Raw genomic sequence first — 26,475 nt, 5'->3', positions numbered from 1 at the left:
CGTCAGAACGGCGTCGGGCAAACAATCTGCAACGCTTCGCCGCTGCCCGGATGGGTGAAATCCAGCTCACGGGCGTGCAGCATCATACGCGGCTGCTCTTTGGCACTTTCACCGGCGTAGAACACGTCGCCGACAATCGGATGGCCCAGATTCAGCATATGCAGGCGCAGCTGATGGGAGCGTCCGGTTTTCGGATACATTTCCACCCGGGTTGTTTCTTCATCCTGTGCCAGTCGTTTCCAGCGGGTCAGGGCATAGCGGCCATTAACGTGGCTGATTTTCTGCAGTGGGCGGTTGGGCCAGTCCACGCAAATCGGCAGATTAACGCAGCCCCAGTTGCCTTTCAGCTGGCCGATTACCAGGCTTTCATACACTTTGCGGGTTTTCTGCTTTTCGAACTGTTGCTGCACATGGGTAAGCGCGGCCTTATGGCGGGCGAAAACAATAATCCCTGATGTATCGCGGTCGAGGCGGTGGATCACATGCAGTTCGCCGAACTGCTCAGCCAGCAGAGAGAAGGCCGATTCGGGTATGTAGCGTCCGGGGACGCTCAGCAGACCGGCGGGCTTGTTCAGAATGATGATGTCGTCATCGGCCAGAATGATATCAAGGGGGGTCATTGTGGGTAGTTGTGTTTTTTCAGCAAAGATTGGTATGTACCGTCGGCTTTAATGCGTTCCAGCCCGGTATTGAATGCCTGAATCAGGGCTTCGGCCCCGGTTGCAGAGCGCGCGATACTAACACGCAGCTCGCGGCTCGCCAAAGGCGTAGCGACTCTCTGCAGGTGATTGGCAATATGTTCCTTGCTGTTCAGCTCAATATCCGCCATCCAGGAATCAACCAGGGCCAGGTCAATGGATTTGTTGGCCACTTCGCGGAACAGCTGGGAGCAATAATCCAGCTTCTGCAGATGAAACAGAGGGGCTATCTGGCTGAACGCCTGACCATAATCGACACCATTGAAAACTCCGAGACGGTAGCCTTTGTTTGTCAGGTGCTGCTTAAGCATATCCGGACTGGCATAGTCAAAGGGATCGTCGTCGCGCTTGATAAATACCAGGGTATTCTCCAGATAAGGGACGGAATAAAGCTGTGTGGCTGACGCTTGCTGAGGTTGCCAGGCGGCAATTTCTCCCTGCAGCTGACCTGCGCTGGTGTTTTCTTCGATCTTCAGGGCCGGAGCAAACACCAGTTCGACCTGATAGCCGGCACGCGCGAATGCAGTCGTTACAATATCGGCTGCAAGACCAAAACCGGGCAGGTTACTGCCCAGATAAGGTCCCCACGCGCGTGCCCCCAGCTTTACCGTTGGGGCGGCACTCTTGTATTCATCGGCCAGCTTTGAAATAGCCTGTGCCAGGCCATCCTGTTCGATGCTCAGGGATACCTGATCACGGAAGCTCTTGGTCAGGCTGACTCCTTCGATAATGACGTCAAATACCTGCCATTGCTTCTGCTTCAGATAAAGTTTGTAGTCGACCCGGATCGGTGGTGCGCCAACCCGCTGAATCTGGCTTTTAACAATGGCCTGGTTGCCTTCGTCATTCAGGCGGGAGTCTTCAAATAAAATGGTCTGGCCGTCAAAGGCGCGGAAAGCACCGGCATAAGTGCGGATGACTTTCTCTTTAAAGGCGATGGTAAAGGTCTTTTGCTGCTCCATGGATGCCCGTTTCCAGTATTTACCCAGAACACGCTTGGCCATATAAACGTGGTCGACCACTGGCAACAGCAGCTCATCGACCAGTTGTTCAACGTAGTTCTCCTGATTCTGGACTAATTCCCGGTCACTGATCAGACGATCGGTCATGGCTTTGGCCGTGGTCTCGACCGTGATTCGTGGTGCATCGTCTGCGGCCTGTACGGTCAGTCCGAACAGCAGGCAGGCGACAAACAGCACAGATTGCAGCGCGTATTTCATAACGTCCCCGTTTTTTGTTGTTTATCCGTGAGTTTACTCAGGTGAACTATAGAGAAGGCTTCTCTGACAGAGAAGCCCTAGCGCAGTTTGACCCTGATTCAGGCGGTTAATTCCGGCAGATTGCGGATCAGCAGCGCTTTGCTCAGATCTTCTGTGCAGACGCCCTGAGGACGGGGGATTTTGACAACAAAACCAGAACCGGGGGCATCATCGCGCGGCTTATTGTTACGGTCGAGAATGCTGTTCAGGGTAAAGCTGATGTTGCCTGCGGGGGTCATCAATTCCATTGAATCGCCACTTTCGAAACGGTTTTTAACGTCAAGCGTCAGTTCTTTATCGTCGCTGGCAACGACTTCAGCAACAAATTGCTGACGGGTACTGAGTGAACTGCCACGCTCATAATTCTGGTATTCGTCATGTACATGGCGACGGAAGAAGCCTTCGGTGTAACCACGGTTGGACATGTTTTCCAGGGTGTCCATGAGGTTTTTATCAAAGCGGCGACCGGCAACGGCATCGTCGATTGCCTTGCGGTAGGCCTGGGCGGTGCGCGCTACGTAGTAGTGTGATTTGGTGCGGCCTTCAATTTTGAGCGAGTGCACACCCAGCTCCACCAGCTTTTCGATATGCTGGATGGCGCGCAGATCCTTTGAATTCATGATGTAAGTGCCATGCTCGTCTTCGAAGGCTGGCATGTATTCGTTATCGCGATTGCCTTCCTGCAGCAGGAAAATCTTATCAGATGGCTGACCAATCCCCAGTGTCGGGTCAAATTCGTTTACACCGGCCGGGATTACATCACCGGACAGGGTTTCCTGCGCTTCGTGAGCATCGTACTTCCAGCGGCAGGCGTTGGTGCAGGTACCCTGATTCGGATCGCGGTGGTTCATATAGCCAGACAGCAGGCAGCGTCCGGAATAGGCAATGCACAGTGCGCCGTGGACGAACACTTCGATTTCCATTTCCGGGCAGCGCTGGCGGATTTCAGCAATTTCTTCCAGAGACAGCTCGCGCGACAGAATGATGCGGCTTACGCCCTGGCGGCGCCAGAATTCAACCGAGGCGTAGTTCACCACGTTGGCCTGCACCGACAGGTGAATCACCTGATCCGGCCAGCGGTCTTTGACCATCATGATCAGGCCCGGATCGGACATGATCAGTGCGTCCGGGTTCATACCGATCACCGGCTCAATATCGCGCATATAAGTGTCGATTTTACTGTTGTGTGGCGCGATGTTGCTGGCGACGTAAAACTGTTTACCCAGCTCGTGAGCACGGCCGATGCCATAGGCCAGATTGTCGAGGGTGAAATCGTTGTTGCGCACGCGCAGGCTGTAACGCGGCTGGCCGGCGTAAACGGCATCGGCGCCATAGGCAAAGGCGTATTCCATGTTGCGGACGGTGCCGGCGGGGGAAAGTAATTCAGGTGTCATAAAAACAAATGCCCGGATAGAAAATCCGGGCATTATATCAGGCTGGCGGAAAGCTCTGCAGCCCGGGCCGGGCAAAAGCTGCGCGAAACTTGCGCTGGATCTATTCGCCGGCCGGTGTTTCCGTGTCGCTCTCTTCGGTCGGTGTTTGCGGCGCTTCTGTAACCGCTTCTGCGGCACGGTTAATGGCTTCGTTCAGAGCTTCCGGAGTATCAATAAACTCGTAGCCGGTAACGGCAAATTCCTGCAGGCGGAACAGGGTAACGGCTGAGTCCTGACGTTCCCAGTCGCTGGTACGACTGCCGACTTCGTCAATCAGAATCTGATAAGGCGCCTTGCGCATGGCGGGGTAGGCGAACATTCGGGCGATGATGCGCGGCATGCCACTGACATCGGCAACAAACACGACGTGATGTTCGGTCAGGTAGTTTTCGCCGGCTTTGGCCAGCATCTCTTTCACCAGATCTTTGCCTGGCATGTCGTGGGCAAAGATGACAAAGCGCACGTTGGCAGACATCTTAATAGGGGTGTCATGCTGATCGCGCAGGCGCAGGGTTTCCATTGAGGCTGGCGAGGCATAGCTCAGTGTACTGGCAAGCAGTGTCAGGCTCAGCGTGAATGCTTTGAGGGCTGAAGGCATCTTTCTCATAACAGTTCCTTGGTCGTTAGTGCGCGGGCTTCCGGGCAGTTTATCCTGAAAGCCCGCAGGCAGCATCCTGCTTTAATCAGCCAGTCCGAACAGGCTGACATCCGCTTCTTTCAGCCATGCGAAATAGGCTTTAGGCAGCGGAATGCGGCTGCTGTCGGTGATCATGTCGCGCCATTCTGACTGCAGGCTCTGCCAGTATTCGCGCAGATCACCCGTTTCGGCGCCCAGTTCGTCCATTTCATCGTAAATAGCGCTCAGGCTCTGGCGCAGCAGCTCAAGATCGTCACATTCGGCGTCGAACAGGGTTTCGGTGGCACTGTACAGGGCGGCGCAGCTGGCTTCCAGAATGCGATAGGAGAGCGAGTCTTCTTCGTTCTGTGCCAGACGCCACTCGGAAAAGGCCTCGTGAAAGCGCAGCAGGTTGGCTTCCGATTTCAGCTCGCCGCGCAGGTAGGACAGCACTTTGCTCAACAGCTTGCGGTAGGCTTCCGGATCGCCGTTTTGCTGCTCACACCAGAAATGGATATGTGGCAGGTTGATGCTGGCAATAGCGGCGCACAGACTGGCGCGCTGAATCGGAGTGGTGGTCACTGTGCAGATGCTCCTTCGGGGGCAAAGTATTGAATGCTGAATAAAGCAGGCAAGGTCCAGTCGCTGCCGGCAGGCAGGACGGCATTTAACCGCTCAATAAATTCATCCTGATTGGTGTTGCGGACAAAGCGCTGCTCGCCACTGAGGTCGTTGGCAAAAAAGTCTTCCCAGTGGCCCAGAATAAAATGTTTGGCTTGGGTGTTTTTCACGATGGACTCAGGGTAGTTATCAACCTGAGAGAATGACGCCGGACAAAGAATCGCGATGTCGATGTCTTTCTGATCATCCAGTTCTGGCACCAGACCCAGTGGTTCCTGACTGGCTGAATCCTGATAAAAAATACGGTAAGCGGGCTCTTTATTCTGATCAAGAAAATCGATCAGGAAGGCCAGCGTCTGACCTTCTTTCCAGCCAAAGGCATGCCATGGCAGTGATTCCTGCGGCTCATCATAGGTACCCTGCATAAACTTCATGCCCATAAAGTGGGGGGCATGAAAAGACTCCAGCGCCATGATGCGGATACGCCCGCTATGGCTGTATACCCATTCGCCGGGTTTGCTGATGTTGCCCATAAGATCGTTCATCACATGAATCCGCTCGGCAGGTACTGCAGGCATCAGCGTATTGGCCATAGTGCGGGAACCATAGACATCTGCCTTGGTGGCGTACTGACTCATGATGTAAGGAACGTCCATCAGGTGATCATAGTGAGCATGACCCACCAGAATCATTTCGGCATCGGACACATCCGGCAGGTATTGGTCGACACGCTCTTTATCGGTGCTGATCGGCATAAAAGGGCCGACGCGCATAAAGTGCGGGTTGGTAAAAGAAGGTGCTGTCAACAGAGTGACGTCATCGTATTTGATCAGGTGGCCGCCAACGCCCAGATACTGAATGCTCAGCGGATGCTGCATGGCGGCTGGGGCGGTTGCTGGTGCATCAGCGTAGGTTGGAATGTGCAGCTTGCTGGAGCAACCGGATAGCAGAATAAGGATGGCTGAGATCAGCATCAGCAGATGAGAATGTTTTTTTGTCATTGTTGTTATGTCAGGTCAGGGAATGAAGGGCGGAATTGTAGCCTTGACGACCGCAGGAGGTAAGGGGGAATTGAACTTACTTGTCGCTTATGGGTCGGAGACCCGCGAATAAGGAAATGGTATTTAACGGTGGATATGATTTGGCCATATTACGCCATTACGGTAATTCGCCGTTATTGTCAGGCTGGTTAAGTTATTCGCTAATACAGAGGATTTCCGGATAAATGAGCAGTAGGTCACGTTATCGCGAAGATATTTGTGAATATTGTATAAATCAGGGTTAATGATGGACGATCAGCGTTATATGTTTGGCGTCAAAGCACAAAGATTAGCGATGTGTATGCAATTCATTACAGGGCATTACGCATTCACGTTTTTGTGAGCTTGGCATAAAAATGTATATAGGCTATTGTCTGTTTTGTGTACAGCTGGCAGGTGTGTATTGGCATGGCAACCGTATTATTAAAAGAAAAAGACGACATATTAGTGCGAGGCAATATTATTGAGATAACCCCGCTGGGTTTTCAATGTGAATTGCAATTGTGTGAAATGGAACGTCTGCGTGACGAAGCCGGGCGCTATAAGAGCCTTGAGCTTGAGTTAACGGTTCGCAGTTATGCCGGCGAATGTACAATAAATGGTAATGGCAGTGTTTATTCTGTTCGCCGCGCCTCACAGACGCTGAGCGTGGTAACGGTTCGTTTTGGTGAGCTTGAGCAAAACGCATATCGCCTTATATCCGAGCATTTAACACCCAATCCGGTATTTGATATTGACCAGGCCCGCTCTGCCCGCAAAAGCCGTCTGGCCTGAATTATTCTTTGATATATACGCCTGCCCGGACAAGGACGTCCTGCCTTAAACGATCATCCCCCTCTTTAATATCCACTTCCAGAATGACCCCCTGCTTATCATATTGTGTGTTTTGCAGTACACCGTCATAGCGTTCGGCCAGATATCTGATATGGGCCTCTTCGGCAAAATCACAGGCGATACGTAGACGCTGGCGGGGAATAATATGTTCGCAACTCTCTTCGTTCAGTTGTGCCAGAACGTCCTGTGCACTGCGGCTGTAAGCACGCTGCAGTCCGCCGGTGCCGAGCTTGGTGCCGCCGTAATAGCGTATGACCAGCAGGGCACAATTTATCAGGTTTCCATGCCGTAATTGTTTAAGAATGGGCATGCCTGCGGTGCCGGATGGTTCGCCATCATCACTATAGCCTTCCTGCAATTGAAGGTTGCCACCCGCATTGGCAGGCGTCGGCTGCACACGGAAAGCCCAGCATATGTGGCTGGCTTTCGGATGTGCCTGCCACTCGGTAGCCAGGCGGTTGCGTACGGACTCTTCGGAAGTAACAGGAATAAGCAGGCTGATAAAACGGCTGCGCTTTTCTTCAGTTTCGGCCTGCAGACTGATCAATGGTTGCTGCATGTGCGGAATCAGCGTTTCTGGCAAAGGTAAACCGAGAAGCGGCTGTCGGAAGACAAAACCTCAACTGTGTGGAATTCCTTGCGCAGTTTACCTGCGTAAGGGAGGTGGCGGTTGGCAATCACCAGTAAATGGCCACCTGATACCAGAGCTGCTGCGCTTTGCTCAAACATGCGCTCGGCAATATTGGTGAGCTGCTTATGACCATCGTGGAATGGTGGGTTGCAAACAATCCAGTCCAGAGGCTCTTCAATGCCGGCGAGAATGTCGCCATGATTCAGGGATACATCCAGCTTGTTCTGAATAGCATTGTGGCGGACGGAACACACCGCCAGCCAGGAGTCATCGGTGAGAATGACGTCGAGTTCCGGATGCGCCTGTTTCAGCGTCAGGCCCAGCAGACCATTGCCGCAACCCAGGTCGCACAGGCGCCCGGCAAAGGGTAAGTCGGTGTGCTGCAGTAAAACCCGGCTGCCAATATCATGCTGTTGACGGGAAAACACGCCGGGCAGGCCGGAAAGTGTCAGGCCGGTAGCGGTCTGATAGCCGCGCCAGATATCGGCTTTTTTTACGGCCGGTGCGAAGGTCAGTTCAAGCAGGCGCGCCTTTCTGACGACTCTTTCCTGACGGTAGGTTGCGGCTTCCTGTTCCAGCCAGTTAAGCCAGCTGACCGGCATATGTTTCACCATGCCGGCCAGCAGGTAGCGGGTGTCTGCTGGCAGGCGCTCGCGACAGCACTGCAGCCAGTATTTCAGCTGTTCAAGGTTTTTCGGCAGTTTGATCAGAACCTGGCGTACTGTCGACGGGATCTGGTCTTCATCCAGAATCAGTTGAGCGTTCGCCAGAGGGAGCTGGTTGTTGTGGTGATTGCGGCGGGTTGCTTCGCAGGCGCAGGCGCTGTCATGCCAGTTGATGCCGTCCATGCCGCGAGCAGCCAGTGCACAGCTCAGTGCACCATGCCGGTCGTTGATCGTCAGGGTTTTGAGTGGCTCAATCCGGGTCAGCAGATAATCGTCTGCAGCATCCCAGGGCAGGGCGATATGATCAGGTACGAGCGGATGACAGGACAGTGTCAGTCCGGTGTTTTCCCAGACTGGCATCAGTAGAAATTGTCAAAATCTTTGCTGTCGAGCTGCTCAAGCAGGGTTTTGCTGCGCTCGGTGCGTTCTTCTGCTTTTTCCGCAACGGAGGATTCATTGCTTTGTTTTTTGGCTTTGTCGTCTTTTTTCTTGTCAGCGCCTTTGGTGACAGGTCGTTCGGCACCAGCCGCTGGCTGGGTCAGCGCTTCTTTGGCTTCCGGATTTTCAAGCAGATATTTTTCAAATACAGACAGCGTTTTACGGCCTTTAAGGCGTTTGGTGTTCTGACGGTCTGCACCAGCTTCGCGCTTCAGTTTGGAAATGCTGCCGGTCTTTACTTTGTGGATGCGCTTCAGGGAGCGGGTTTTCTTAATGCGGGTCATCGGAATTATGCTGCGAGGTGCGTAGCCCGCCATTTTAGCGCAGTCCGTGAGGGGTTGTAATGCGGATTTACTTTTTTCGTGTAAAGCGTAAGGTGGCGCTCCGCTCGCTGATTGTCTGCATACGCTGCGGACATCAGACCATTATTGACGGTAACCGGAATGGATATGTACTGGCAGTCGTTGCTGTTTACGCTGGAAACAACTCTCCCTATTTTTATCCTTGTTTTGCTCGGATTACTGCTGCGGCGGCGTAACGTGATTGATGATGCGTTCATTGCCACGTCATCAAAGCTGGTTTTCAATATTACGCTGCCGGTTCTGATGTTTATGGCTGTTGCCCGTTCGGACAGCGGCGCCGGGCAGCATTTACCCCTGATTGGTTTTGTTCTGTCGGCGGCACTGCTGGGAGCGCTGCTGTCTGCTTTGTGGGCCGGGGCGCTTATGTTGTCTGTGCCGCAACGCGGGGCTTTTATTCAGGCGTCGTTTCGCAGCAACCTCGGCATCATCGGTCTGGCGCTCTGTATTAATGCTTATGGTGAGGAAGGCGGTGTGTTAGGTGCCTTGCTGCTGGCGGTGATTACCCCGGTGTACAATCTGCTGGCTGTATTTTTTCTTACCCGGCAGCAACAGGTTCGCTGGCTGGCTCAGTTGCGTCTTATCCTGTCGAATCCCCTGATCATCGCCATTGTCCTGGCTGTGCCATTCAGTGCGTTGCAGTGGCCTCTGCCGGAGGTTGCGTTGCGGGTCGGTAACTCTCTGGCGGCGATGACATTGCCTCTGGCATTAATCGGAGTCGGTGGGTCGCTTAGTTTTGCCGCGTTGCGACGTGGCAGTGCCGTCGTGTTGCATATCGTTACTCTTAAATTGCTGGTCGTGCCTGTTATTATTGCAGTGGCGGCATGGATGTGTGGCTTTCGAGGCGTTGAGCTGGGTGTTATCTGTCTGATGTTTGCCAGCCCAACTGCCGCTGCGGCATTCGTGATGGCCAGAAGTATGGGGGCGGATGCGGAATTGACGGCTAATGCCATTGCATTGACAACAATTGGCTCTGTGCTGACGGTCAGTGGATTTGTCTATGTCCTCAGTCTTTTGCCGCTGGTATAGTTGACGTCAGAAAACAATTCAAATTGCTTTGCCAAATAAAAGGGAATCGCTGTCGGTGAGCTCAATGCCTGTAGATAAACGCTATCTGGTCTATCTGGCCTCAAATTCTCAGGGTCTGGATCTGGAACGTTATGAAGTACAAAGGCAGCTTGCCCGTCACGGTATGGTCAATGTCGGCTTTGCCTGTCGTGAAGATGCCGGCCCTTATGACTGGAATCTGGTGCGCTCGCAAATTGAAAGCGCAGACCTGTTTATTCTGTTGCTGGGTGACGATTACGGCCCGATGGCACCGACAGGTATCAGCTATCTGCATCGTGAATTTGTTCATGCCAAATCGCTGAATAAGCCAACCCTGGCTTTTATTAAAAATACTCTGCCGGAAAAGAATCTGACTGAAGATCAGCGTCGTCTTGCCGGTTTTCATCGGATTGTGGCTCAGCAGTCACCCTACAAACTGTGGCACCTGCGCGAAGAGCTGATGTCCCATGTGCGGGCTTCTCTGTCCAGTTCCATGCTGGTTCTTGGTCCGGGCTGGGTGCCTGCCGGAGCGGGGAAAGTGGCAGAGATGCCTATCGCCGCTGAACCTGCAAAAGAGACGGCGGAGCCATTGTCAGCACGCCAGCGTCTTGCCCGCAGCCGTCAGGTGGTGAATCTGCAGATTGCTGCCAAGGTCTATCAGGGAGGAAATCTGTCGCAGGAAGAGGTGTTGCTGCCGGTGCGGCTGGATCAGTTGCTGCAGGGCGTGATGCCGCTGCTGAAAAGCGGTGCCAGTGAAGATCGTTTACGCGCGCAACTGGAGGGCGTCGTGGCCGGAACGGTGAAATCACAGCTGTTAAAGCGTAACACTCAGGCGCATGCAGTGGATGATATCCGTATCAGTCGCGGGCAGTTCCAGCAGATTTTGCGTCAATGGCAGAGCCTGGGGTTTGTGACGGTCAGTGGCGAAGGTGTGCGGGCATTGTGGAAGGCTCTGGCGGATGTCGCCAAAGCCTGAGAGGTGGTTTCAGGCGTTATTGAACTGGCCAAGCAGGGAGTTACGCTGCTCCCATTCACTTTTCATGCTGTCGCAGACGGTATTGCACACATCAAAAATGAACGGTGCCCCGATACTGAAGTAAGCCATATTGCCTTCCTGGCGACGGCGAACCAGGCCGTGGGTACGGAGAGTTGAAAGGTGCTTGGATACATTAGGTTGTGACGCACCGGTCGCCTCAACCAGCTCGCTGACGGATTTTTCTCCCCCCTGCAGCTGGTGCAGGATTCGCAGGCGCATTGGGTCCGACAGCAGTCGGAAGCGCTGGGCGATCAGTTCCAGCATTTCATCAGACATTACTTCTTGCATATAGCTCTCTCCGGTATGTACGCGGATTTTAAATCAACTGCTGCACTGAGAATATAATTATGTAGTCATCCTGTGTAATGATTATTTCTATGGATATTCTGTTTTGTTATTAGTTGCCGGTCGGCCGGCTGCCGCTGAGAAAGGTATTTTCCATTCGGGTGTCATGCAAGCCACGGCAACAATAGGTATACTGCCGCCAGCCTTTATGGGAACTGTTATGCGTAATTTTGTTATTTTGCTTTTGGTGTTTCTGGCCGGGTGTTCTCAACCAGCGGATGATGTCATCCGTATCAGTGGACCGACCATGGGGACGTCCTATCATATTCTCTGGGTCGGGCAGGACCAGAACGCTGCAGCCGATATTCAGGCGCAGATCGATCAACGCCTGGCTGATATTAACCGCAGCATGTCAACTTACGACCCGGACTCCGAGTTATCTAAGCTGAATCAGGGGCGTTTGCCTGTGTCTGACGGCGGCTGGACAGTATTATCTGAAGACCTCTTTGCAGTCCTCACTGACGCTGCGGAAATTCATACGAAAAGTCGTGGGCTGTTTGATGTTACCGTTGGCCCTTTGGTGAATCTCTGGGGATTTGGCCCGACTCCGGCCACTGATGAGGTGCCTTCGGATGCTGCTATTGCTGCGGCGCTGGCGCAAACCGGGCCGGAAGCCATTGAACTGAATGCCGCAACATCAGCGGTCCGGCTGCAAAAACCCCTGTATATCGACTTGTCAGCTATTGCCAAAGGCTGGGCGGTAGACGAACTGGCGGATCTTTTGCGTACTCAGGGCATCTCACGTTTTATGGTTGAAGTGGGAGGCGAGGTGCATACCTCAGGTGTGAAGCCGGATGGTTCTCTCTGGCGCATTGCGGTAGAGCGCCCGGGCAGTATGCCCGATGTACGCGGCGTAGAACTGGTGATTGAGCCTGGTGAGATGGCGGTCGCAACGTCCGGTGATTACCGCAATTATTTTGAAGAAAATGGTGTGCGCTATTCTCACACCATCAATCCTTTTACCGGTCGTCCGATTGTCCATCGTCTGGCGTCGGTAACCGTTGTCCATGAATCAGCCGGTATGGCGGATGGCTGGGCAACCGCTTTAAATGTTGCAGGCCCGGATGTCGGCATGCAACTGGCCGAGCAGGAGCAACTGGCTGTTTTTATGATTGTGCGCGCTGATGATGGCTTTTATGAACTGGCTTCCAGTCGTTTTCGTCAGCTGTTTCCACATTATCAGTCAGCTGAACACTGACTTACGAGGATCTGATTATGTTAACAATGTTGGTTGCGTTTGCCGTTATGCTGCTGATCGTTGCAGCAATGGCCATTGGTGTATTAGTTGGCCGCAAGCCGATCAGTGGTTCCTGTGGCGGCATGAGTGCTATCGGTATGGATGGCGCCTGTGATGTTTGCGGTGGCGACAAGAATAAATGCGAAAAAGAAAGTAAAGAGGCTGCTGAGCAGTCCTCTGGCGCAGATTTTTATGATGCGACTAAGCGCTAATCATGCGGAATAGGTATTTTCACCTACAATAACAGCTGTCTATGATAGCTGCGACAGGCCTCAACATACGGCCTGTCGCACACTTTAAACCGCAGTCTATTCTGCGGAAATCCGACGGAATGATGGAGTAAACAGGCATGGCAGATTATCACTACGACGTCGTTGTTATAGGTGCAGGCCCCGCCGGGGAAGGTGCCGCAATGAACGCCGCCAAAAAAGGCAAAAAGGTGGCGGTCGTCGAGGATAAAAGCATGGTCGGCGGAAACTGTACCCACTGGGGCACAATTCCTTCAAAAGCGTTGCGTCATGCTGTTAAACAAATCATTCAGTTCAACACCAATCCGATGTTCCGGGAGATTGGCGAGCCGCGCTGGTTTTCTTTCCCGCGGGTATTAAAAAATGCTGAGCGTGTAATTGCTAAACAGGTAAAGCTGCGCACTGAATTTTACGGGCGTAACCGCATCAGCGTGTACACCGGTAACGCAAAATTTGCCGACGCCAATACCATTGATGTTTACCATGGCAGCATGAGCAATACCCGTTTGCATGCACAGGAAATTGTTATTGCCACCGGTTCCAGCCCATGGCGTCCGGATAATATTGATTTTACCCATCCGCGTATTTACGACTCAGACACCATCCTGCAGCTGGAACACACGCCGCGCACCATTATTATTTATGGCGCCGGGGTTATTGGCTGCGAATATGCCTCTATTTTTTCCGGTCTGGGTGTGAAGGTAGACTTAATTCACCCGGGTGATCGTCTGCTGAATTTCCTTGATGATGAAATTTCAGATGCCCTCAGTTATCACCTGCGTGATAAAGGTGCATTAATCCGTCACAACGAGCAATTCGATTCGGTCGAAGGCAATGAGCGTTATGTGACGATGGTGATGGCATCCGGTAAAAAGGTAAAAGCAGATGCCTTTCTATGGGCAGCGGGGCGCAGCGGTAATACCAAAGGGCTGGGGCTGGAAAATATCGGCCTGAAACCAAATGGCCGCGGTCAGATTGATGTCGATCATGAATACCGCACGGCCATTTCTAATGTCTATGCGGTGGGTGATGTGATTGGCTGGCCATCGCTGGCTTCTGCAGCCTACGATCAGGGGCGTGCAGCTGCAGCCATTATTGCTTCACCGGAAGATTTCCGTTTTGTTGATTCGGTTCCAACCGGGATTTATACCATTCCGGAAATCAGCTCGGTCGGTAAAACTGAACGTCAGCTGACGGAAGAAAAAATCCCGTACGAGGTAGGGCAGGCCTTCTTCAAAAATCTGGCCCGCGCACAAATCACCGCCGAAGGCGTTGGTATGCTGAAAATATTATTCCATCGCCAGACGCTGGAAATTCTTGGCATTCATTGCTTTGGTGACCAGGCGGCTGAAATTGTGCACATCGGTCAGGCGATTATGAGTCAGAAAGGCGAAGGGAATTCACTGAAATATTTTGTGAACACCACCTTTAACTATCCGACCATGGCAGAAGCTTACCGGGTTGCTGCGCTGAATGGTCTGAACCGCCTGTAAGTGTTCAGATGCATGTTCATAGCAATAAAAAAGCCGCAAAAGCGGCTTTTTTATTGCTATGTTTTTATTGCCCGGGTTTTATGCCTGATAAGTATGAATGCGCAGGCTGGGCAAAAATGCTTCGGCGCTGATTTTCTGATCGCCACGTTGCTGGCGGGTGCGTCCGCTTGGTGGTTCGGGTGGTATTTCGTTAAACGCCGGCAGTTGTGCGGCGGAGCCTGTGATAAATAATGGCAGCGCCAGATTCATGGCTTTTCTGCTCAGGCCTGACTCCGGTTTAAATACCAGATTAGCCCGCACTACGGGTGCCAGGGTTTGTATCTGTGCCAGTTGCAGGTGAGCCGGTAACTGCGCTAGTTTGTTCAGCTGCACCTGGATATGTGTTTTTTCTTCTCCCAGCTCCAGCAGTTTTTCCTGCGCCTGCTGAACACTGATTTTTTTAATGCTGCGGCCGTTGACGTACCAGCTGAAGCCGACTTTTTGCGGGCAATGTTCAAGCAGCGGAATATGACGGAAACACTGTTTTAAATGGATGCGTTTAAGGCCGGCAAAGGTCAGGGATTCACGCAGAGAATCGTGGCGCTGGCCAAGCTGGCTGTAATGTTCCAGCCAGTCATTATTGTCCAATTCCTGACGCACCTGCTGCACGGCTTTGCGGAAACGGTCTTTCTGCAGATTGATGGCCCGGATTTGTTCTGCAATTTCTGCATTGGCCATGACTAAGCCGTGGCGGCTGCGGGTTTCGCGGCCATCCTGACCATCGCGATACCACAGGTCACAGATAATATCGGTCAGAAACTGCAGCTGGCTGGTTGCTTTCTGCTCGCCGGGATTAAGCGGAATCCAGAGAGTGGGGCGGGCGTCCTGTAATTGCTGGCGCAGTGTCTGTAATGCAGCCACTAGGGCATCAAATTCGCTGGTCAGATCGCTGATCACTGAGAATCTCGGGCTTCCAGTTTGGCACGGATAAACTCGCTGTGAGGAACGTACAGCAGTTCTGCGATGCGGCGGATAATGTGCTCTTCGTATTTATCCAGCCCGTTGCTGCTGTAGGCAACCTGCCACAGCCCGGTCATCAGCCGGAACTTGGCTGCGGCATCCAGTTGCTGATTGATGACCGCAGTAAACTGAAACAGGTCGCTGGATATTTCCACCCGCTGCAGAGCATCCTGCAGCAGTTCGCTGCACTCGCTGCTGCTCAGGTTAAACAGGTTTTTCAGCACCAAAGCCAGTGCCTGTTCTTCCTCTGCATCGATGCTGTGATCAGCGCGCATGACTTCGGCCAGCAGCGCTGCACAGGCCAGATTGATGTGGTGGGGTTCCGGACGCTTTTGTTCGTCACGAAACAGGCTCAGCAGGCGTTCAATCACAGTAACTGACTCAGGCGTTGTTCAAGTAATTGCTGATCCGCGGCAAAGCGGCGGATGCCGTCGGCCAGTTTTTCGGTGGCCATGGCATCTTCATTCATCGCCCAGCGGAACTGCGCTTCGCAGACGCTGTGTTTGGCGATGTCAGAGTGGGCTTGCGCCGGGTTCAGCTGTTGCGGCAGATCGCCAGCAGAGCTGCTGAGCTGGGCCAGAAGCTCCGGGCTGATGGTCAGCTTGTCGCAACCGGCCAGTGCTTCCACTTCGCCGGTGTTGCGGAAGCTGGCACCCATTACCACCGTCTTGTAGCCGTGTGCTTTGTAATGGTTGTAAATCTGGCTGACGGAAATAACACCCGGATCGGCTTTGCCGCTGAAATCGGCGTCCGGCTTGCTGGCTTTGTACCAGTCGAGAATACGGCCGACGAACGGAGAAATAAGCGTTGCCCCGGCTTCGGCGCAGGCTACGGCCTGGCTGAAGTTGAACAGCAGGGTCAGGTTACAGTGAATGCCTTCCTGCTCAAGGATGCGCGCGGCCTGAATGCCTTCCCAGGTGGAAGCGATTTTGATCAGAATACGTTCGCGGCCAATGCCGGCATCGGCGTACATCTGAATCAGCTTGCGTGCTTTGGCAACGGTTGCGGCGGTATCAAAGGATAAACGGGCGTCGACTTCGGTGGAGATCAGGCCGGGGATAATGTTCAGAATTTCGCAGCCAATCGCCACGGCGATTTTGTCACAGGCGTTCACAATCAGGCTGTCGCTGTTATGGATGCCTTGCGCCCACTGCAGTGAGTGACGGATGAGATCTTGGTAGGCCGGCAGTTCAGCCGCTTTCAGAATCAGTGACGGGTTGGTGGTGGCATCCTGCGGTTTGTGCTGGCGGATGGCGTCGATATCACCGGTGTCGGCAACGACAACGGTCATGGCTCTCAGGGCGTCCAGTTTGCTCATGGGGTTCCAAAACCTTATTTGCGGCAGCAGGGCCTTGCTGTGGCGGGCTATGCTGAAGTTTGATCGGATACTGAGTAGAGTGTCGCAATGACGGTACAAGGTCAATGCGGCCCTTAGCTTTCTCTGTTAAAAAAGCATTTCAATACAAACACTTGGGGATGGATTATGAAAGTTTTCAGCAGCATTGCGTTATGGCTGATCAGTGTGGTTGCTCTGGCCGGTGAGCCGGTCTGGATTGATGTGCGCACCGCCGATGAGTTCAATGCCGGGCATGTTGGGGTTGCGCATCACATTCCTCACCAGCAGATGGCGGAGCAGATTGGCAAGCTGAAGCTGGAAAAAGACGCCGATATCTACCTGTACTGTAAGTCCGGCCGCCGGGCAGGCATTGCCCGCGATGCGCTGCTGGAACTCGGCTACACCCGGGTGACCAATGTTGGCGGACTGGGTGATGCGCTACGCCTGAAAGCGGAAATGGATAAGAAAGCAAAGGCGGCTAAGTAAGCCGTCAAAATCCGGCCGTCGGTGACCGTAATTGGCGCTGAGGATTAATAACCCATCAGCGCCAATGCCTGTTCAAGCACTTCAACACCTGAGGTACGCTTCGGTGCCTGCTCACTCAGATGGCGACGATACAGGCGCGCGCCAGGCTGACCATTGAACAGACCCAGGGTATGACGGCTGATATGGTGCAGGGTTGCGCCTTTACTCAGCTGCTGTTCGATATAAGGGTAGAGGCTGCGCACGATGGCGGCCTTGTCGATGGCAGCTGAGCTTTCGCTGTGTTCTGAGGTCGCGGAGTAATAACGCTGATCCACTTCGGCCAGAACCGACGGGTTATGATAAGCCTCACGACCAAGCATCACCCCATCAACATGGGGCATCAGCTCTTCAATCTGCTCGTGGGTGGTGATGCCGCCGTTGATCAGAATCTCCAGCTGCGGAAATTCCTGTTTCAGGCGGAATACGGTGTCGTATTTCAGCGGCGGAATTTCGCGGTTTTCCTTCGGCGACAGGCCCTGCAGAATGGCTTTGCGCGCGTGCACAATAAAGGTCTCACAGCCTGCATCGGCGACGGTGCCGACAAAATCATGCAGCTGTTCATAGCTGTCCTGATCATCGATGCCGATACGGTGTTTGACGGTGACATCAATACTGGTTGAGTCTTTCATGGCCTTAACGCAGTCGGCCACCAGCTGCGGGTGAGCCATCAGGCAGGCGCCGATCATATTGTTCTGCACCCGGTCGCTGGGGCAACCCACGTTCAGGTTAACTTCGTCATAGCCCCATTCTTCGGCAAAGCGCGCGCACTGGCCCAGTGCCTGCGGATTGCTGCCACCCAGCTGCAGGGCAATAGGATGCTCAAGCTCGCTGTACTCAAGGAAGCGTTCGCGGTTGCCGTGAATTAGCGCGCCGGTTGTGACCATTTCGGTATAGAGCACGGCATGGCGTGTCAGCTGGCGCCAGAAATAACGGCAATGGCGGTCAGACCATTCCATCATCGGTGCGGTGGTAAAGGTTCGGTCGATGTGTTTTCTGGTCATGGCTGGCGATCGTTATCCGCAGGGTTTTGCAGCAGGGTGGTGCAGGCTTTCAGGTAGCGGCTGCGGTTTATCAGCAGGTGCCAGCGTTTGCCGCCAACCTGACGCCAGAGAATGGCGCCGCGGATACCGGCCAGCAGCAGCGCACGTACGCGGTTGGCAGTGTGGGCATTTTGCAGGTGTGTCGGGTTGCCGGTGACGTGAATGCGGAAGCTGAGATTGCTCAGCGTCTGTTTATACAGTCCTGCCAGTGCGGCGACGGTGTTCTCGTGGCCAACTGAAAAATGATCCGCCTGGCGCGAGGCACTCTGGATGCCATCGCCCAGCGCGGCCATCATCGCTGGTTTCTGACGCAGCTTGCGCTCCAGGTGCAACAGGCTCAGGGCGTAGCGGGTAACGTCAGGGCTGACGCCCTGCATTGAACGATTGAGCATGGTACCCAGGTGGTTCAGGCCGACGTTCAGGCTGGTATGAGGGTTGCCGTAAACATCGCTGAAATGCTGCGGTGACTGAATAAACAGGGCGCGTAACAATGGCTCCGATGAATCGGCAGGGATGTCACCGGTCCGGGCCAGCTGTTCAACCAGCACCGCAGCCTGTACCACGGCAGCCAGGGCAATGGTTTGCTCTTCATTGCGGGAAAGCATCATTCGTTGTCACCGGTCTGTTCAATAACCCCGCCACCGAGGCAGGTTTCGCCAACATAAAACACCACCGACTGGCCGGGAGTAATAGCCCGCTGTGGCTGATCAAAGGTAATGCGGTACTGGTTGCCATCGCGTTCGATCAGGCAGGCCTGATCATCCTGACGGTAGCGCACTTTGGCGCTGCAGCGCAGTGGCAGCTCAGGTTCGCCATTGACCCAGAAAACCTGTTCGGTGGTCAGCCAGTCTTTGAACAGTAATGGGTGATTTTTGCCCTGAACGGCGATCAGAACATTCCGTTCCAGATCTTTGCCGGCAACAAACCAGGGTTCATCCGGATAGCCGGCCAAACCACCGATGCCGAGCCCCTGACGCTGACCTAAGGTGTGGTACATCAAGCCCTGGTGGGCACCGATGTCTTCACCTTTGTCGGTCTCAATGCGGCCGGGCTGGGCCGGCAGATATTGCTTAAGAAAATCGCTGAAACGGCGCTCGCCGATAAAGCAGATGCCGGTGGAATCTTTTTTACCTGCGGTGATCAGCCCTTGTTCTTCGGCAATACGGCGCACTTCCGGTTTTTCCAGTTCACCAACCGGAAACAGGGTCTGGCGGATTTCGGCTTCACCGACGGCATGCAGGAAATAGCTCTGGTCTTTATTGCCATCGAGCCCTTTGAGCAGATAAGTGTGGCCGTCTTTATCGAGGCGGCGCACATAGTGTCCGGTGGCGATCAGATCGGCACCCAGCACCTTGGCGTAATCAAGGAAGGCTTTGAACTTGATTTCACGGTTACACAGGATGTCCGGATTGGGCGTACGGCCGGCTTTGTATTCGTTGAGGAAATACTCGAACACATTGTCCCAGTATTCGGCAGCAAAGTTGGCCTGATGCAGCTTAATACCCAGGGTGTCGCATACCTGCTGGGCATCGGCCAGATCTTCTTTGGCGGTGCAGTATTCGGTACCGTCGTCTTCGTCCCAGTTCTTCATGAACAGGCCTTCGACCTGATAGCCCTGCTCAAGCAGAAGGTAAGCGGAAACAGAGGAGTCGACGCCGCCGGACATGCCGACAATGACTTTGGTTTCAGAAGGCGTTTTCATGATTAAGGGTGCTCTACAATAACGTCCAGAGGGTAACGCTTCCCGGCGAGATAATCCTCAATACAGGTCAGAACCATCGGACTGCGCAGCTGTGTGCTTGCGCGCAGTTCATCAATGCTCAGCCAGCGCGGGCCAATAATGCCATCATCGAGCACAGCGCCTTCCACCGCATGCAGCGCCCGGGCGAACAGGCAGTAGCGGTGGTAGGTCACCTGATTGGCCGGGGCGGTGTAGGTGTACAGGCCAACCAGGCCCTCAGGCTCCACCAGCCAGCCGGTTTCTTCCAGGGTCTCGCGCCGTGCCGCCTCGATAACGGTTTCGCCTTCTTCTATATGTCCGGCTGGCTGATTGATTACCTGCTGGCCGAGGCTGATTTCTTCAACCATAAGGAAGCGGCCTTCGTGTTCGACGATGGTGGCAACGGTGGCATGTGGAGTCCAGCGCTCAGACATGAGACATCCTGATAAAAAAGGGGCAGGGAGTTTACCCGAAATAAGGGCGCTTGCTCAAATCAGCGCGGTTTGCGTGCCGTGCTGATTTTGCGCCTGCCACGCTGCTGTGTGGTGGGGTGGGATTTACCCGGCGCCGGGGCTGGCATATGTACGGTTTCTTTACGGTATTCGCCAGGCTGCAGATCCCCCAGAGACCAGGGGCCAATATTGGCGCGTATCAGGCGTAGTGTCGGGTGTCCGATATGAGCGGTCATGCGCCGCACCTGACGGTTGCGGCCTTCACGGATGCGGATCTCAAGCCAGCTGGTGATGTCGTTGGCGCGCTGGCGGATGGGCGGATGGCGGGGCCATAGTGGCGGCTCTTCAATAATGCGGGCGCCAGCGGGGCGGGTCGGCCCGTCTTTTAAGGTGATGCCGCTGCGCAAGGCCTGAAGGGCGGCATCATCCGGAATCCCCTCAACCTGAACCCAGTAGGTTTTTTCCATCTTGTGCTGCGGGTCGGCGATGCGCGCCTGTAACTGGCCGTTGTCAGTCAGAAGCAGCAGGCCTTCGGAGTCGTAATCGAGGCGGCCGGCCGGATAAACACCGGGTAGGTCAATATGCGCCTTGAGCGTGCAGCGCCCCTCAGAGTCACTAAACTGGGAGAGGACGTTAAAAGGCTTGTTGAGCAGTATCAGGGTGGCCATGGCTTTGTCTGGTTGGTTCTGTAAGAAAACTACTTATTCTTTCGTCTAGCTTGCATTTTTTGTAGAAAAACTACAAATTACCGTCCCGGACTCTATGAGTCGCCGGAACTAATCCCCGGCACCGATGCGGTTGACTGTCCCAGCATAAGCAGGACAGATCCCGAACCGGAGGCTTTATTGTACAGGAAATGCGGTGGCCAAAAGCTACCCACCTGTTAAGCCTCATGCGAAACAGCAATCAGCTACCATGCGATAGGAGTAACAATGTCCACCGATACCCCAAAGATCATTTACACAGAGACCGATGAAGCGCCGGCACTGGCAACCTACTCTCTGCTTCCGATCGTTAAGGCATTTACTCAGTCTGCTGGTATTGCTGTTGAAACCCGCGACATCTCTCTTGCCGGCCGTATTCTGGCTGCTTTCCCGGAATACCTGACCGAAGAACAACGTCAGTCTGACGACCTGGCAGAGCTGGGTGCTCTGGCGAACCGTCCTGAAGCCAACATCATTAAGCTGCCAAATATCAGTGCCTCTGTGCCGCAGCTGATTGATGCAATCAAAGAATTAAAAGCCAAGGGTTTTAAGATCCCTCGTTATCTGGAAGAGCCGGAAACTGAGGAAGAAAAAGAAGCCAAGCGCCGTTACGACAAAATCAAAGGCAGTGCGGTAAACCCGGTATTGCGTGAAGGCAACTCAGACCGTCGCGCGCCAGCCTCGGTTAAACAGTACGCCCGCAATAATCCTCACAGCATGGGTGAATGGTCTGCGGATTCTAAAACCCATGTTGCCCATATGGATCATGGCGATTTCTACGGCAGTGAAAAGTCGGTAACCATGGCAGCGGCGACCGATGCCCGTATTGAATTCATCGCCGCTGATGGTGAAAAAACGGTTCTTAAAGCCAAGCTGCCGCTGCTGGCTGATGAAGTTATCGATGCTTCAGTGATGAGTCGTAAGGCGCTGCGTGAATTTTTTGCCCGTGAGTTTGAAGATGCGCGTCAGCAGGGTGTACTGCTGTCTGTGCACCTGAAAGCCACCATGATGAAAGTATCCGATCCGATCATCTTTGGTCATGCGGTATCTGTATTCTTCTCTGATGTGTTTGAAAAATACGCCGAAACCTTTGATGAGCTGGGCATTAATCCAAATAACGGTCTGGGTGATTTGCTGTGGAAACTGCGCCACCTGCCAGAAGAGCAGCGTGCTGCCATCGAAGCCGATATTCAGGCGTGTTACAGTAAACGTCCTGAGCTGGGTATGGTGAATTCCGATAAGGGTATCACCAACCTGCATGTGCCAAACGATGTGATTGTTGATGCGTCTATGCCAGCGATGATCCGGGCGTCTGGTAAGTTCTGGGATAAAGAAGGTGGTCTGCAGGACACCAAAGCCATTATTCCGGATCGCTGCTATGCCGGCGTGTATCAGGAAACCATTAACTTCTGTAAGAAAAATGGTGCGTTCGATCCGCGCACAATGGGCAGTGTGCCTAATGTTGGCCTGATGGCGCAGAAGGCGGAAGAATACGGCTCACACGATAAAACCTTCGAGATTCAGGCTGATGGCCGCGTTCAGGTCGTCGACGCTGGCGGTAACGTATTGCTTGAGCATGCCGTAGAAGAAGGCGATATCTGGCGTATGTGTCAGGCCAAAGATGCACCGATTCAGGACTGGGTGAAGCTTGCAGTAACCCGTGCCCGTCTGAGTGATACGCCAGCGATTTTCTGGCTGGATAAAAACCGTGCTCATGATGCACAGCTGATTGCCAAAGTTGAGAAGTATCTGGCTCAGCACGATACTTCGGGTCTGGATATCAGCATTATGACCCCGGAAGAAGCGACACGTGTAACCCTGCAGCGCCTGAAAGAAGGCAAAGATACGATTTCCGTTACCGGTAACGTTCTGCGTGATTACCTGACGGATCTGTTCCCGATTATGGAGCTGGGCACCAGCGCCAAAATGCTCTCTATCGTGCCATTAATGGCTGGCGGTGGTCTGTTTGAAACAGGTGCCGGCGGTTCTGCACCTAAGCATGTACAGCAGTTACTGGAAGAAGATTTTCTGCGCTGGGATTCGCTGGGTGAATTTATGGCATTGTCGGCCTCTCTCGAACATCTGGCGCATGCTACCGGCAATGATAAAGCTCACGTGCTGGCAGAAACCCTGGATCTCGCAACAGGTCAGGTGCTCGACAATAACAAATCGCCATCCCGTAAAGTGGGTGATATTGATAACCGCGGCAGTCATTTTTATCTGGCGTTGTATTGGGCAAAAGCACTGGCTGAGCAGACTAAAGATACTGACCTTCAGTCATGCTTTGCGCCACTGGCGAAAAAACTTTCGGATAACGAAGCGGCAATTATGGCTGAGCTGTCCGCAGTGCAGGGTAGCAAAGTTGACATTGGCGGTTACTATCGTCCGGTGCCGGCTTTGGCAGAGAAAGCGATGCGTCCAAGTGCAACGTTGAATGCAGCCATTGATGGCCACTCCTGCTGATCAGGTGAGCAACATAAAAAAACCGCCGAAAGGCGGTTTTTTTATGTCCGTTTGTCTTGTCGTGCATGCAGTCTGATGAGATCAGGCTCCCTCGGGAGCAAATGAATGCTCGTCTGAGGTTTCGTTATCAGTCGAAGCTGCATCAGTCTCTAGAGCGCGGATGTTAATAGCATGGGTGCCTTTATCGCTGGGCTTGGTGTCAAACTGAACGGCCTGGCCAGCTTTCAGTGTGCGGTAGCCATCCATCTGGATAGTTGAGTAATGGGCGAACAGGTCTTCATTGCTGTCATCAGCAAGAATGAAACCGTAGCCTTTTGCGTTGTTGAACCACTTTACCTTCCCTGTTTTCATTATTATGCCTCCCTTGCATGCCTTACGACTGAAATAAGCTCTGGCTTACTACCCATGGCTGAATAACACACTAACCCCACAAAAACAGAGCGTCAAGCGTCCATAAGTGGTCTTTATTTGCATTCACACTTGTTATTGTTTGGGGCGCCCGCATTTAACAAATAACACTCTGGAAGCATTGCTGTGCTAGAGGTGTGGGGGGCAGAGGGTTATCATGCCAGCAAAATGCAACGATTCTATCAGGCTATGCACCACATCTTTGATTCTCAACTAAACTTACAAGCAGAAGATCCTTACTCCAATGATCATGGCGGGGTGGTAACTGAAGCGGTAAAGCCGGCTCTGAAAAAGCCCCCTATGTATTGTGTGGTTATGATGAATGATGACTACACACCCATGGAGTTCGTAGTTGAAGTGTTGCAGCGTTTTTTCAGTAAAACGCCAGAGCAGGCAACGCAGATTATGTTAACGGTTCACACTAAAGGCAGTGCGGTTTGCGCAATACATACGAAAGACGTAGCGGAAACTAAAGCGGCTGTAGTGAATCAATATGCAAGAGATTGTCAGCATCCGTTGATGTGTGAAATTTCTCCGGCAGATGACTGAGGTTAGGAGGCAATATGCTGAACCGAGAGTTAGAGCAAACACTGAATGATGCATTTAAGGATGCTCGCTCGAAACGTCATGAATTTATGACGGTAGAACACCTGCTTCTGGCCTTGCTGGACAATGAGGCGGCAGCTTCCGTGCTGGAGGCCTGTGGTGCAGATATCACCAAGCTGCGCAAAGAGCTGCAGGAGTTTGTAGACTCCACTACACCACTGATTCCTGAGCATGATGGTGAGCGGGAAACCCAGCCAACGCTGGGATTTCAGCGCGTACTGCAACGGGCCGTATTTCATGTTCAGTCGTCCGGAAAGTCTGAAGTTACCGGGGCAAATGTTCTGGTTGCTATTTTCTCTGAACAGGAAAGTCAGGCTGTTTACTTCCTGAAACAACAGAATATCGCCCGTATTGATGTGGTGAATTACATCTCTCATGGAATTTCTAAAGTATCCGGCCCGGATGAGTCTTCTGATCACCTGTCCGAAGGGTCGGAAGAGGAAGCTGAGAACAGCAGTAAAAGTGCGCTGGAAGGATATGCAACCAACCTGAACCGTTTGGCGCGGGAAGGTAAAATTGATCCGCTGATAGGCCGTGACTACGAGGTCAGTCGTCTAGTGCAGACACTGGCCCGCCGGCGCAAAAATAATCCACTGTTAGTCGGCGACTCCGGTGTTGGTAAAACCGCCATTGTTGAAGGGTTGGCCAAGCGGATTGTTGATCACGATGTGCCCGAGGTTATTGAGGATGCCGTTGTTTACAGTCTGGATATGGGCGCGCTTCTTGCCGGAACAAAATATCGCGGCGATTTTGAAAAACGTTTTAAAGCCTTGCTTGCCGAACTGAAAAAGCAACCGCATGGCATTTTATTTATTGATGAAATTCATACCATCATCGGTGCCGGTGCTGCATCCGGTGGTGTTATGGATGCCAGTAATTTATTAAAACCTCTGCTGAGTTCCGGTGAAATACGCTGCATTGGCTCTACAACCTTTACAGAATTCCGCGGAATTTTTGAAAAAGACAGCGCGCTGACCCGTCGCTTCCAGAAAATAGATGTGGCTCAGCCATCGGTTGAAGATACCTATAAAATTCTTAAGGGGCTGAAGTCCCGTTTTGAAGAGCATCACAATATTCGCTACACCGATAAGGCGTTAAAAGCGGCGGCTGAGTTGGCGGAGCGCTATATCACAGACCGTAATCTGCCGGATAAAGCGATTGATGTAATTGATGAAGTCGGTGCGCTGCAGCATCTGTTGCCAGCGAACAAACGCAAGAAAGTGATCGGCGTGACTGAGGTTGAACAGGTCGTTGCGGCGATTGCCCGTATTCCGCCAAAAACCGTATCGGCTTCGGATAAAGAACTGCTGTTTAAACTGGAAGATAAATTATCCATGGTGGTGTTTGGTCAGGATGAGGCGATCCAGACTTTATCGACAGCGATTAAAATGTCGCGTGCCGGACTTAATTCTCCGCAAAAACCCATTGGCTCATTCCTGTTTGCCGGGCCTACCGGTGTCGGTAAAACCGAGGTGTCGCGACAGCTGGCGAATGTTATGGGGATGGAATTAATCCGCTTTGATATGTCTGAGTATATGGAGCGCCACACCGTTTCCCGTCTGATCGGTGCGCCTCCGGGTTATGTCGGTTATGACCAAGGTGGCCTGCTTACCGAAGCAATCAATAAAAATCCACACTGCGTATTATTATTGGACGAAATTGAGAAGGCCCACCCGGAAGTGTTCAATATTTTGCTGCAGGTGATGGATCACGGCACACTGACGGATAACAACGGTCGCAAAACCGATTTCCGTAACGTAATTCTGATCATGACAACAAATGCCGGGGCGGAGCAGATGAGCCGCTCGAGCATTGGCTTTACCTTCCAGGATCACAGTACGGATGGTATGGAGGCGCTGAAGAAAACCTTTACGCCGGAATTCCGCAACCGGATCGACAGTATTATTCAGTTCTCGCCATTATCGCGCGATACCATCCTGCACGTTGTCGATAAGTTTTTGGCAGAACTGCAGGGGCAGCTGGACGACAAACGCGTGCTGCTGAATGTCGATGATGATGCGCGCCAGTGGCTGGCTGAGCACGGCTATGACGAACGTATGGGGGCTCGTCCAATGAGTCGTTTGGTTCAGGATAAAGTGAAAAAGCCATTGGCCGAGAAAATTCTGTTCGGCGAGCTTGCTCAGGGCGGGGAAGTGGATATTGCAGTCGAGGATGGAGAGTTGGTTCTGACAATGCCCGAGGAGGTGCCAGCCTGATTGCTG

Annotated in this window: 29 protein-coding genes; 10 read left to right on the top strand and 19 right to left on the bottom strand. The window is 53.1% G+C overall.

The window, feature by feature from the left end; genetic code table 11:
- Positions 1-2: 2 nt before the first annotated feature.
- The 6 genes from MT343_RS09945 to MT343_RS09920 form a co-directional block, all read right to left on the bottom strand.
- Complete coding sequence (locus MT343_RS09945; protein WP_145468581.1) at positions 3-620, bottom strand: RluA family pseudouridine synthase; 618 nt, start codon at positions 618-620, stop codon at positions 3-5.
- Positions 617-1,918, bottom strand: a complete 1,302-nt coding sequence (locus MT343_RS09940) for an ABC transporter substrate-binding protein (RefSeq protein ID WP_145468583.1) — start codon at positions 1,916-1,918, stop codon at positions 617-619. Before MT343_RS09940 ends, MT343_RS09945 begins: the two co-directional genes overlap by 4 nt.
- A gap of 98 nt (positions 1,919-2,016) precedes the next feature.
- Positions 2,017-3,351 (bottom strand): prephenate-dependent tRNA uridine(34) hydroxylase TrhP, encoded by a 1,335-nt coding sequence (trhP, locus tag MT343_RS09935; protein ID WP_145468585.1) that lies wholly within the window; start codon positions 3,349-3,351, stop codon positions 2,017-2,019.
- 100 nt (positions 3,352-3,451) lie between these two features.
- Positions 3,452-3,997 (bottom strand): hypothetical protein, encoded by a 546-nt coding sequence (locus tag MT343_RS09930; protein ID WP_145468588.1) that lies wholly within the window; start codon positions 3,995-3,997, stop codon positions 3,452-3,454.
- Positions 3,998-4,069: 72 nt separating this feature from the next.
- On the bottom strand, positions 4,070-4,588 hold the full coding sequence (locus MT343_RS09925; RefSeq protein WP_145468590.1) for a hypothetical protein: 519 nt from the start codon (positions 4,586-4,588) through the stop codon (positions 4,070-4,072).
- Positions 4,585-5,628, bottom strand: coding sequence for an MBL fold metallo-hydrolase (locus tag MT343_RS09920; protein WP_145468592.1), 1,044 nt, complete (start codon positions 5,626-5,628; stop codon positions 4,585-4,587). Before MT343_RS09920 ends, MT343_RS09925 begins: the two co-directional genes overlap by 4 nt.
- Positions 5,629-6,075: 447 nt before the next feature.
- Here MT343_RS09920 and MT343_RS09915 point away from each other — a divergent pair, with 447 nt between their 5' ends.
- A complete protein-coding gene (locus tag MT343_RS09915; RefSeq protein WP_145468594.1) occupies positions 6,076-6,441 on the top strand; it encodes a hypothetical protein in 366 nt (121 codons plus the stop codon).
- 1 nt (position 6,442) lies between these two features.
- Here MT343_RS09915 and MT343_RS09910 read toward each other — a convergent pair whose 3' ends face one another.
- Genes MT343_RS09910 through MT343_RS09900 form a run of 3 tightly spaced genes read right to left on the bottom strand, consistent with a single transcriptional unit; the run spans position 6,443 to position 8,519 of the window.
- Complete coding sequence (locus tag MT343_RS09910) at positions 6,443-7,060, bottom strand: IMPACT family protein (RefSeq protein WP_145468596.1); 618 nt, start codon at positions 7,058-7,060, stop codon at positions 6,443-6,445.
- 8 nt (positions 7,061-7,068) lie between these two features.
- Positions 7,069-8,157 carry a class I SAM-dependent methyltransferase gene (locus tag MT343_RS09905; protein ID WP_145468598.1) on the bottom strand — a complete coding sequence of 363 codons (1,089 nt, stop codon included), beginning with the start codon at positions 8,155-8,157 and terminating at the stop codon, positions 7,069-7,071.
- The gene (locus MT343_RS09900; protein WP_145468600.1) at positions 8,157-8,519 is read right to left on the bottom strand and encodes a hypothetical protein; all 363 of its coding nucleotides are present in this window, start codon (positions 8,517-8,519) and stop codon (positions 8,157-8,159) included. Before MT343_RS09900 ends, MT343_RS09905 begins: the two co-directional genes overlap by 1 nt.
- 159 nt (positions 8,520-8,678) lie before the next feature.
- Here MT343_RS09900 and MT343_RS09895 point away from each other — a divergent pair, with 159 nt between their 5' ends.
- Together MT343_RS09895 and MT343_RS09890 are read left to right on the top strand one after the other, a co-directional pair.
- Positions 8,679-9,623: an AEC family transporter gene (locus tag MT343_RS09895; RefSeq protein ID WP_145468602.1), complete on the top strand. Its 945-nt coding sequence runs from the start codon at positions 8,679-8,681 to the stop codon at positions 9,621-9,623.
- 64 nt (positions 9,624-9,687) lie between these two features.
- Positions 9,688-10,617 carry a DUF4062 domain-containing protein gene (locus MT343_RS09890; RefSeq protein WP_145468604.1) on the top strand — a complete coding sequence of 310 codons (930 nt, stop codon included), beginning with the start codon at positions 9,688-9,690 and terminating at the stop codon, positions 10,615-10,617.
- Between the two features lie 9 nt (positions 10,618-10,626).
- Here the strand turns inward: MT343_RS09890 and MT343_RS09885 are convergent, their stop codons facing one another.
- Positions 10,627-10,965: an ArsR/SmtB family transcription factor gene (locus MT343_RS09885; protein WP_145468606.1), complete on the bottom strand. Its 339-nt coding sequence runs from the start codon at positions 10,963-10,965 to the stop codon at positions 10,627-10,629.
- 217 nt (positions 10,966-11,182) lie between these two features.
- Between MT343_RS09885 and MT343_RS09880 the strand changes: the two genes are divergently transcribed.
- From MT343_RS09880 to sthA, 3 genes are all read left to right on the top strand, one after another.
- Entirely contained in the window at positions 11,183-12,220 is a 1,038-nt protein-coding gene (locus MT343_RS09880) for an FAD:protein FMN transferase (protein ID WP_145468608.1), read from the top strand.
- A gap of 17 nt (positions 12,221-12,237) precedes the next feature.
- Positions 12,238-12,471: a (Na+)-NQR maturation NqrM gene (nqrM, locus tag MT343_RS09875; protein ID WP_145468610.1), complete on the top strand. Its 234-nt coding sequence runs from the start codon at positions 12,238-12,240 to the stop codon at positions 12,469-12,471.
- 137 nt (positions 12,472-12,608) lie between these two features.
- Positions 12,609-14,000: a Si-specific NAD(P)(+) transhydrogenase gene (gene sthA, locus MT343_RS09870; RefSeq protein ID WP_145468612.1), complete on the top strand. Its 1,392-nt coding sequence runs from the start codon at positions 12,609-12,611 to the stop codon at positions 13,998-14,000.
- A 78-nt stretch (positions 14,001-14,078) separates the two neighbouring features.
- On the opposite strand, the gene MT343_RS09865 is transcribed toward sthA, so the two are convergent.
- Genes MT343_RS09865 through tal form a run of 3 tightly spaced genes read right to left on the bottom strand, consistent with a single transcriptional unit; the run spans position 14,079 to position 16,317 of the window.
- Positions 14,079-14,936, bottom strand: coding sequence for a DNA replication terminus site-binding protein (locus tag MT343_RS09865; RefSeq protein WP_145468614.1), 858 nt, complete (start codon positions 14,934-14,936; stop codon positions 14,079-14,081).
- Positions 14,933-15,370 carry a tellurite resistance TerB family protein gene (locus MT343_RS09860; RefSeq protein ID WP_145468616.1) on the bottom strand — a complete coding sequence of 146 codons (438 nt, stop codon included), beginning with the start codon at positions 15,368-15,370 and terminating at the stop codon, positions 14,933-14,935. Before MT343_RS09860 ends, MT343_RS09865 begins: the two co-directional genes overlap by 4 nt.
- Complete coding sequence (tal, locus tag MT343_RS09855; protein ID WP_145468618.1) at positions 15,367-16,317, bottom strand: transaldolase; 951 nt, start codon at positions 16,315-16,317, stop codon at positions 15,367-15,369. The genes MT343_RS09860 and tal overlap by 4 nt, the downstream gene beginning before the upstream one ends.
- A 165-nt stretch (positions 16,318-16,482) precedes the next feature.
- Between tal and MT343_RS09850 the strand changes: the two genes are divergently transcribed.
- Positions 16,483-16,821 carry a rhodanese-like domain-containing protein gene (locus MT343_RS09850; RefSeq protein WP_145468620.1) on the top strand — a complete coding sequence of 113 codons (339 nt, stop codon included), beginning with the start codon at positions 16,483-16,485 and terminating at the stop codon, positions 16,819-16,821.
- 44 nt (positions 16,822-16,865) lie between these two features.
- Here MT343_RS09850 and dusA read toward each other — a convergent pair whose 3' ends face one another.
- Genes dusA through MT343_RS09825 form a run of 5 tightly spaced genes read right to left on the bottom strand, consistent with a single transcriptional unit; the run spans position 16,866 to position 20,740 of the window.
- A complete protein-coding gene (gene dusA, locus MT343_RS09845) occupies positions 16,866-17,861 on the bottom strand; it encodes a tRNA dihydrouridine(20/20a) synthase DusA (RefSeq protein WP_145468622.1) in 996 nt (331 codons plus the stop codon).
- Complete coding sequence (gene hflD, locus MT343_RS09840) at positions 17,858-18,508, bottom strand: high frequency lysogenization protein HflD (protein ID WP_145468624.1); 651 nt, start codon at positions 18,506-18,508, stop codon at positions 17,858-17,860. The genes dusA and hflD overlap by 4 nt, the downstream gene beginning before the upstream one ends.
- Complete coding sequence (gene mnmA / locus MT343_RS09835; protein WP_145468626.1) at positions 18,505-19,602, bottom strand: tRNA 2-thiouridine(34) synthase MnmA; 1,098 nt, start codon at positions 19,600-19,602, stop codon at positions 18,505-18,507. Before mnmA ends, hflD begins: the two co-directional genes overlap by 4 nt.
- 2 nt (positions 19,603-19,604) lie before the next feature.
- Entirely contained in the window at positions 19,605-20,054 is a 450-nt protein-coding gene (locus MT343_RS09830) for an NUDIX hydrolase (protein WP_145468628.1), read from the bottom strand.
- Between the two features lie 59 nt (positions 20,055-20,113).
- Entirely contained in the window at positions 20,114-20,740 is a 627-nt protein-coding gene (locus MT343_RS09825; RefSeq protein WP_145468630.1) for a pseudouridine synthase, read from the bottom strand.
- A 264-nt stretch (positions 20,741-21,004) separates the two neighbouring features.
- On the opposite strand from MT343_RS09825, the gene MT343_RS09820 reads away from it, so the two are divergent.
- Positions 21,005-23,239, top strand: coding sequence for an NADP-dependent isocitrate dehydrogenase (locus MT343_RS09820; RefSeq protein ID WP_145468632.1), 2,235 nt, complete (start codon positions 21,005-21,007; stop codon positions 23,237-23,239).
- 81 nt (positions 23,240-23,320) lie between these two features.
- On the opposite strand, the gene cspD is transcribed toward MT343_RS09820, so the two are convergent.
- Positions 23,321-23,590: a cold shock domain-containing protein CspD gene (gene cspD, locus MT343_RS09815; RefSeq protein ID WP_145468634.1), complete on the bottom strand. Its 270-nt coding sequence runs from the start codon at positions 23,588-23,590 to the stop codon at positions 23,321-23,323.
- Between the two features lie 183 nt (positions 23,591-23,773).
- Between cspD and clpS the strand changes: the two genes are divergently transcribed.
- On the top strand, positions 23,774-24,196 hold the full coding sequence (gene clpS / locus MT343_RS09810) for an ATP-dependent Clp protease adapter ClpS (protein WP_328296335.1): 423 nt from the start codon (positions 23,774-23,776) through the stop codon (positions 24,194-24,196).
- A gap of 14 nt (positions 24,197-24,210) precedes the next feature.
- Complete coding sequence (clpA, locus tag MT343_RS09805) at positions 24,211-26,469, top strand: ATP-dependent Clp protease ATP-binding subunit ClpA (RefSeq protein WP_145468636.1); 2,259 nt, start codon at positions 24,211-24,213, stop codon at positions 26,467-26,469.
- The last annotated feature ends 6 nt before the right edge of the window (positions 26,470-26,475 follow it).

It is taken from the genome of Venatorbacter sp. C2-1, assembly GCF_022832715.1.
Lineage (GTDB): Bacteria > Pseudomonadota > Gammaproteobacteria > Pseudomonadales > Oceanobacteraceae > Venatoribacter > Venatoribacter alkanivorans.
The sequence above is the reverse complement of the archived record's forward strand: the minus strand, read 5'-3'. Positions and strand labels throughout refer to the sequence as shown.

Bases quoted from the DNA above. Each gene is read 5' to 3' on its own strand.
- cspD (WP_145468634.1), bottom strand. From the start codon at position 23,590: ATGAAAACAGGGAAGGTAAAGTGGTTCAACAACGCAAAAGGCTACGGT.
- sthA (WP_145468612.1), top strand. From the start codon at position 12,609: ATGGCAGATTATCACTACGACGTCGTTGTTATAGGTGCAGGCCCCGCC.
- hflD (WP_145468624.1), bottom strand. From the start codon at position 18,508: ATGATGCTTTCCCGCAATGAAGAGCAAACCATTGCCCTGGCTGCCGTG.
- MT343_RS09820 (WP_145468632.1), top strand. From the start codon at position 21,005: ATGTCCACCGATACCCCAAAGATCATTTACACAGAGACCGATGAAGCG.
- mnmA (WP_145468626.1), bottom strand. From the start codon at position 19,602: ATGAAAACGCCTTCTGAAACCAAAGTCATTGTCGGCATGTCCGGCGGC.
- MT343_RS09890 (WP_145468604.1), top strand. From the start codon at position 9,688: ATGCCTGTAGATAAACGCTATCTGGTCTATCTGGCCTCAAATTCTCAG.
- MT343_RS09945 (WP_145468581.1), bottom strand. From the start codon at position 620: ATGACCCCCCTTGATATCATTCTGGCCGATGACGACATCATCATTCTG.
- trhP (WP_145468585.1), bottom strand. From the start codon at position 3,351: ATGACACCTGAATTACTTTCCCCCGCCGGCACCGTCCGCAACATGGAA.
- MT343_RS09825 (WP_145468630.1), bottom strand. From the start codon at position 20,740: ATGGCCACCCTGATACTGCTCAACAAGCCTTTTAACGTCCTCTCCCAG.
- MT343_RS09910 (WP_145468596.1), bottom strand. From the start codon at position 7,060: ATGCAGCAACCATTGATCAGTCTGCAGGCCGAAACTGAAGAAAAGCGC.
- MT343_RS09930 (WP_145468588.1), bottom strand. From the start codon at position 3,997: ATGAGAAAGATGCCTTCAGCCCTCAAAGCATTCACGCTGAGCCTGACA.
- MT343_RS09900 (WP_145468600.1), bottom strand. From the start codon at position 8,519: ATGACCCGCATTAAGAAAACCCGCTCCCTGAAGCGCATCCACAAAGTA.
- tal (WP_145468618.1), bottom strand. From the start codon at position 16,317: ATGAGCAAACTGGACGCCCTGAGAGCCATGACCGTTGTCGTTGCCGAC.
- MT343_RS09905 (WP_145468598.1), bottom strand. From the start codon at position 8,157: ATGCCAGTCTGGGAAAACACCGGACTGACACTGTCCTGTCATCCGCTC.
- MT343_RS09920 (WP_145468592.1), bottom strand. From the start codon at position 5,628: ATGACAAAAAAACATTCTCATCTGCTGATGCTGATCTCAGCCATCCTT.
- dusA (WP_145468622.1), bottom strand. From the start codon at position 17,861: ATGACCAGAAAACACATCGACCGAACCTTTACCACCGCACCGATGATG.
- MT343_RS09895 (WP_145468602.1), top strand. From the start codon at position 8,679: ATGGATATGTACTGGCAGTCGTTGCTGTTTACGCTGGAAACAACTCTC.
- MT343_RS09830 (WP_145468628.1), bottom strand. From the start codon at position 20,054: ATGTCTGAGCGCTGGACTCCACATGCCACCGTTGCCACCATCGTCGAA.
- MT343_RS09940 (WP_145468583.1), bottom strand. From the start codon at position 1,918: ATGAAATACGCGCTGCAATCTGTGCTGTTTGTCGCCTGCCTGCTGTTC.
- MT343_RS09850 (WP_145468620.1), top strand. From the start codon at position 16,483: ATGAAAGTTTTCAGCAGCATTGCGTTATGGCTGATCAGTGTGGTTGCT.
- MT343_RS09880 (WP_145468608.1), top strand. From the start codon at position 11,183: ATGCGTAATTTTGTTATTTTGCTTTTGGTGTTTCTGGCCGGGTGTTCT.
- clpA (WP_145468636.1), top strand. From the start codon at position 24,211: ATGCTGAACCGAGAGTTAGAGCAAACACTGAATGATGCATTTAAGGAT.
- nqrM (WP_145468610.1), top strand. From the start codon at position 12,238: ATGTTAACAATGTTGGTTGCGTTTGCCGTTATGCTGCTGATCGTTGCA.
- MT343_RS09885 (WP_145468606.1), bottom strand. From the start codon at position 10,965: ATGCAAGAAGTAATGTCTGATGAAATGCTGGAACTGATCGCCCAGCGC.
- MT343_RS09915 (WP_145468594.1), top strand. From the start codon at position 6,076: ATGGCAACCGTATTATTAAAAGAAAAAGACGACATATTAGTGCGAGGC.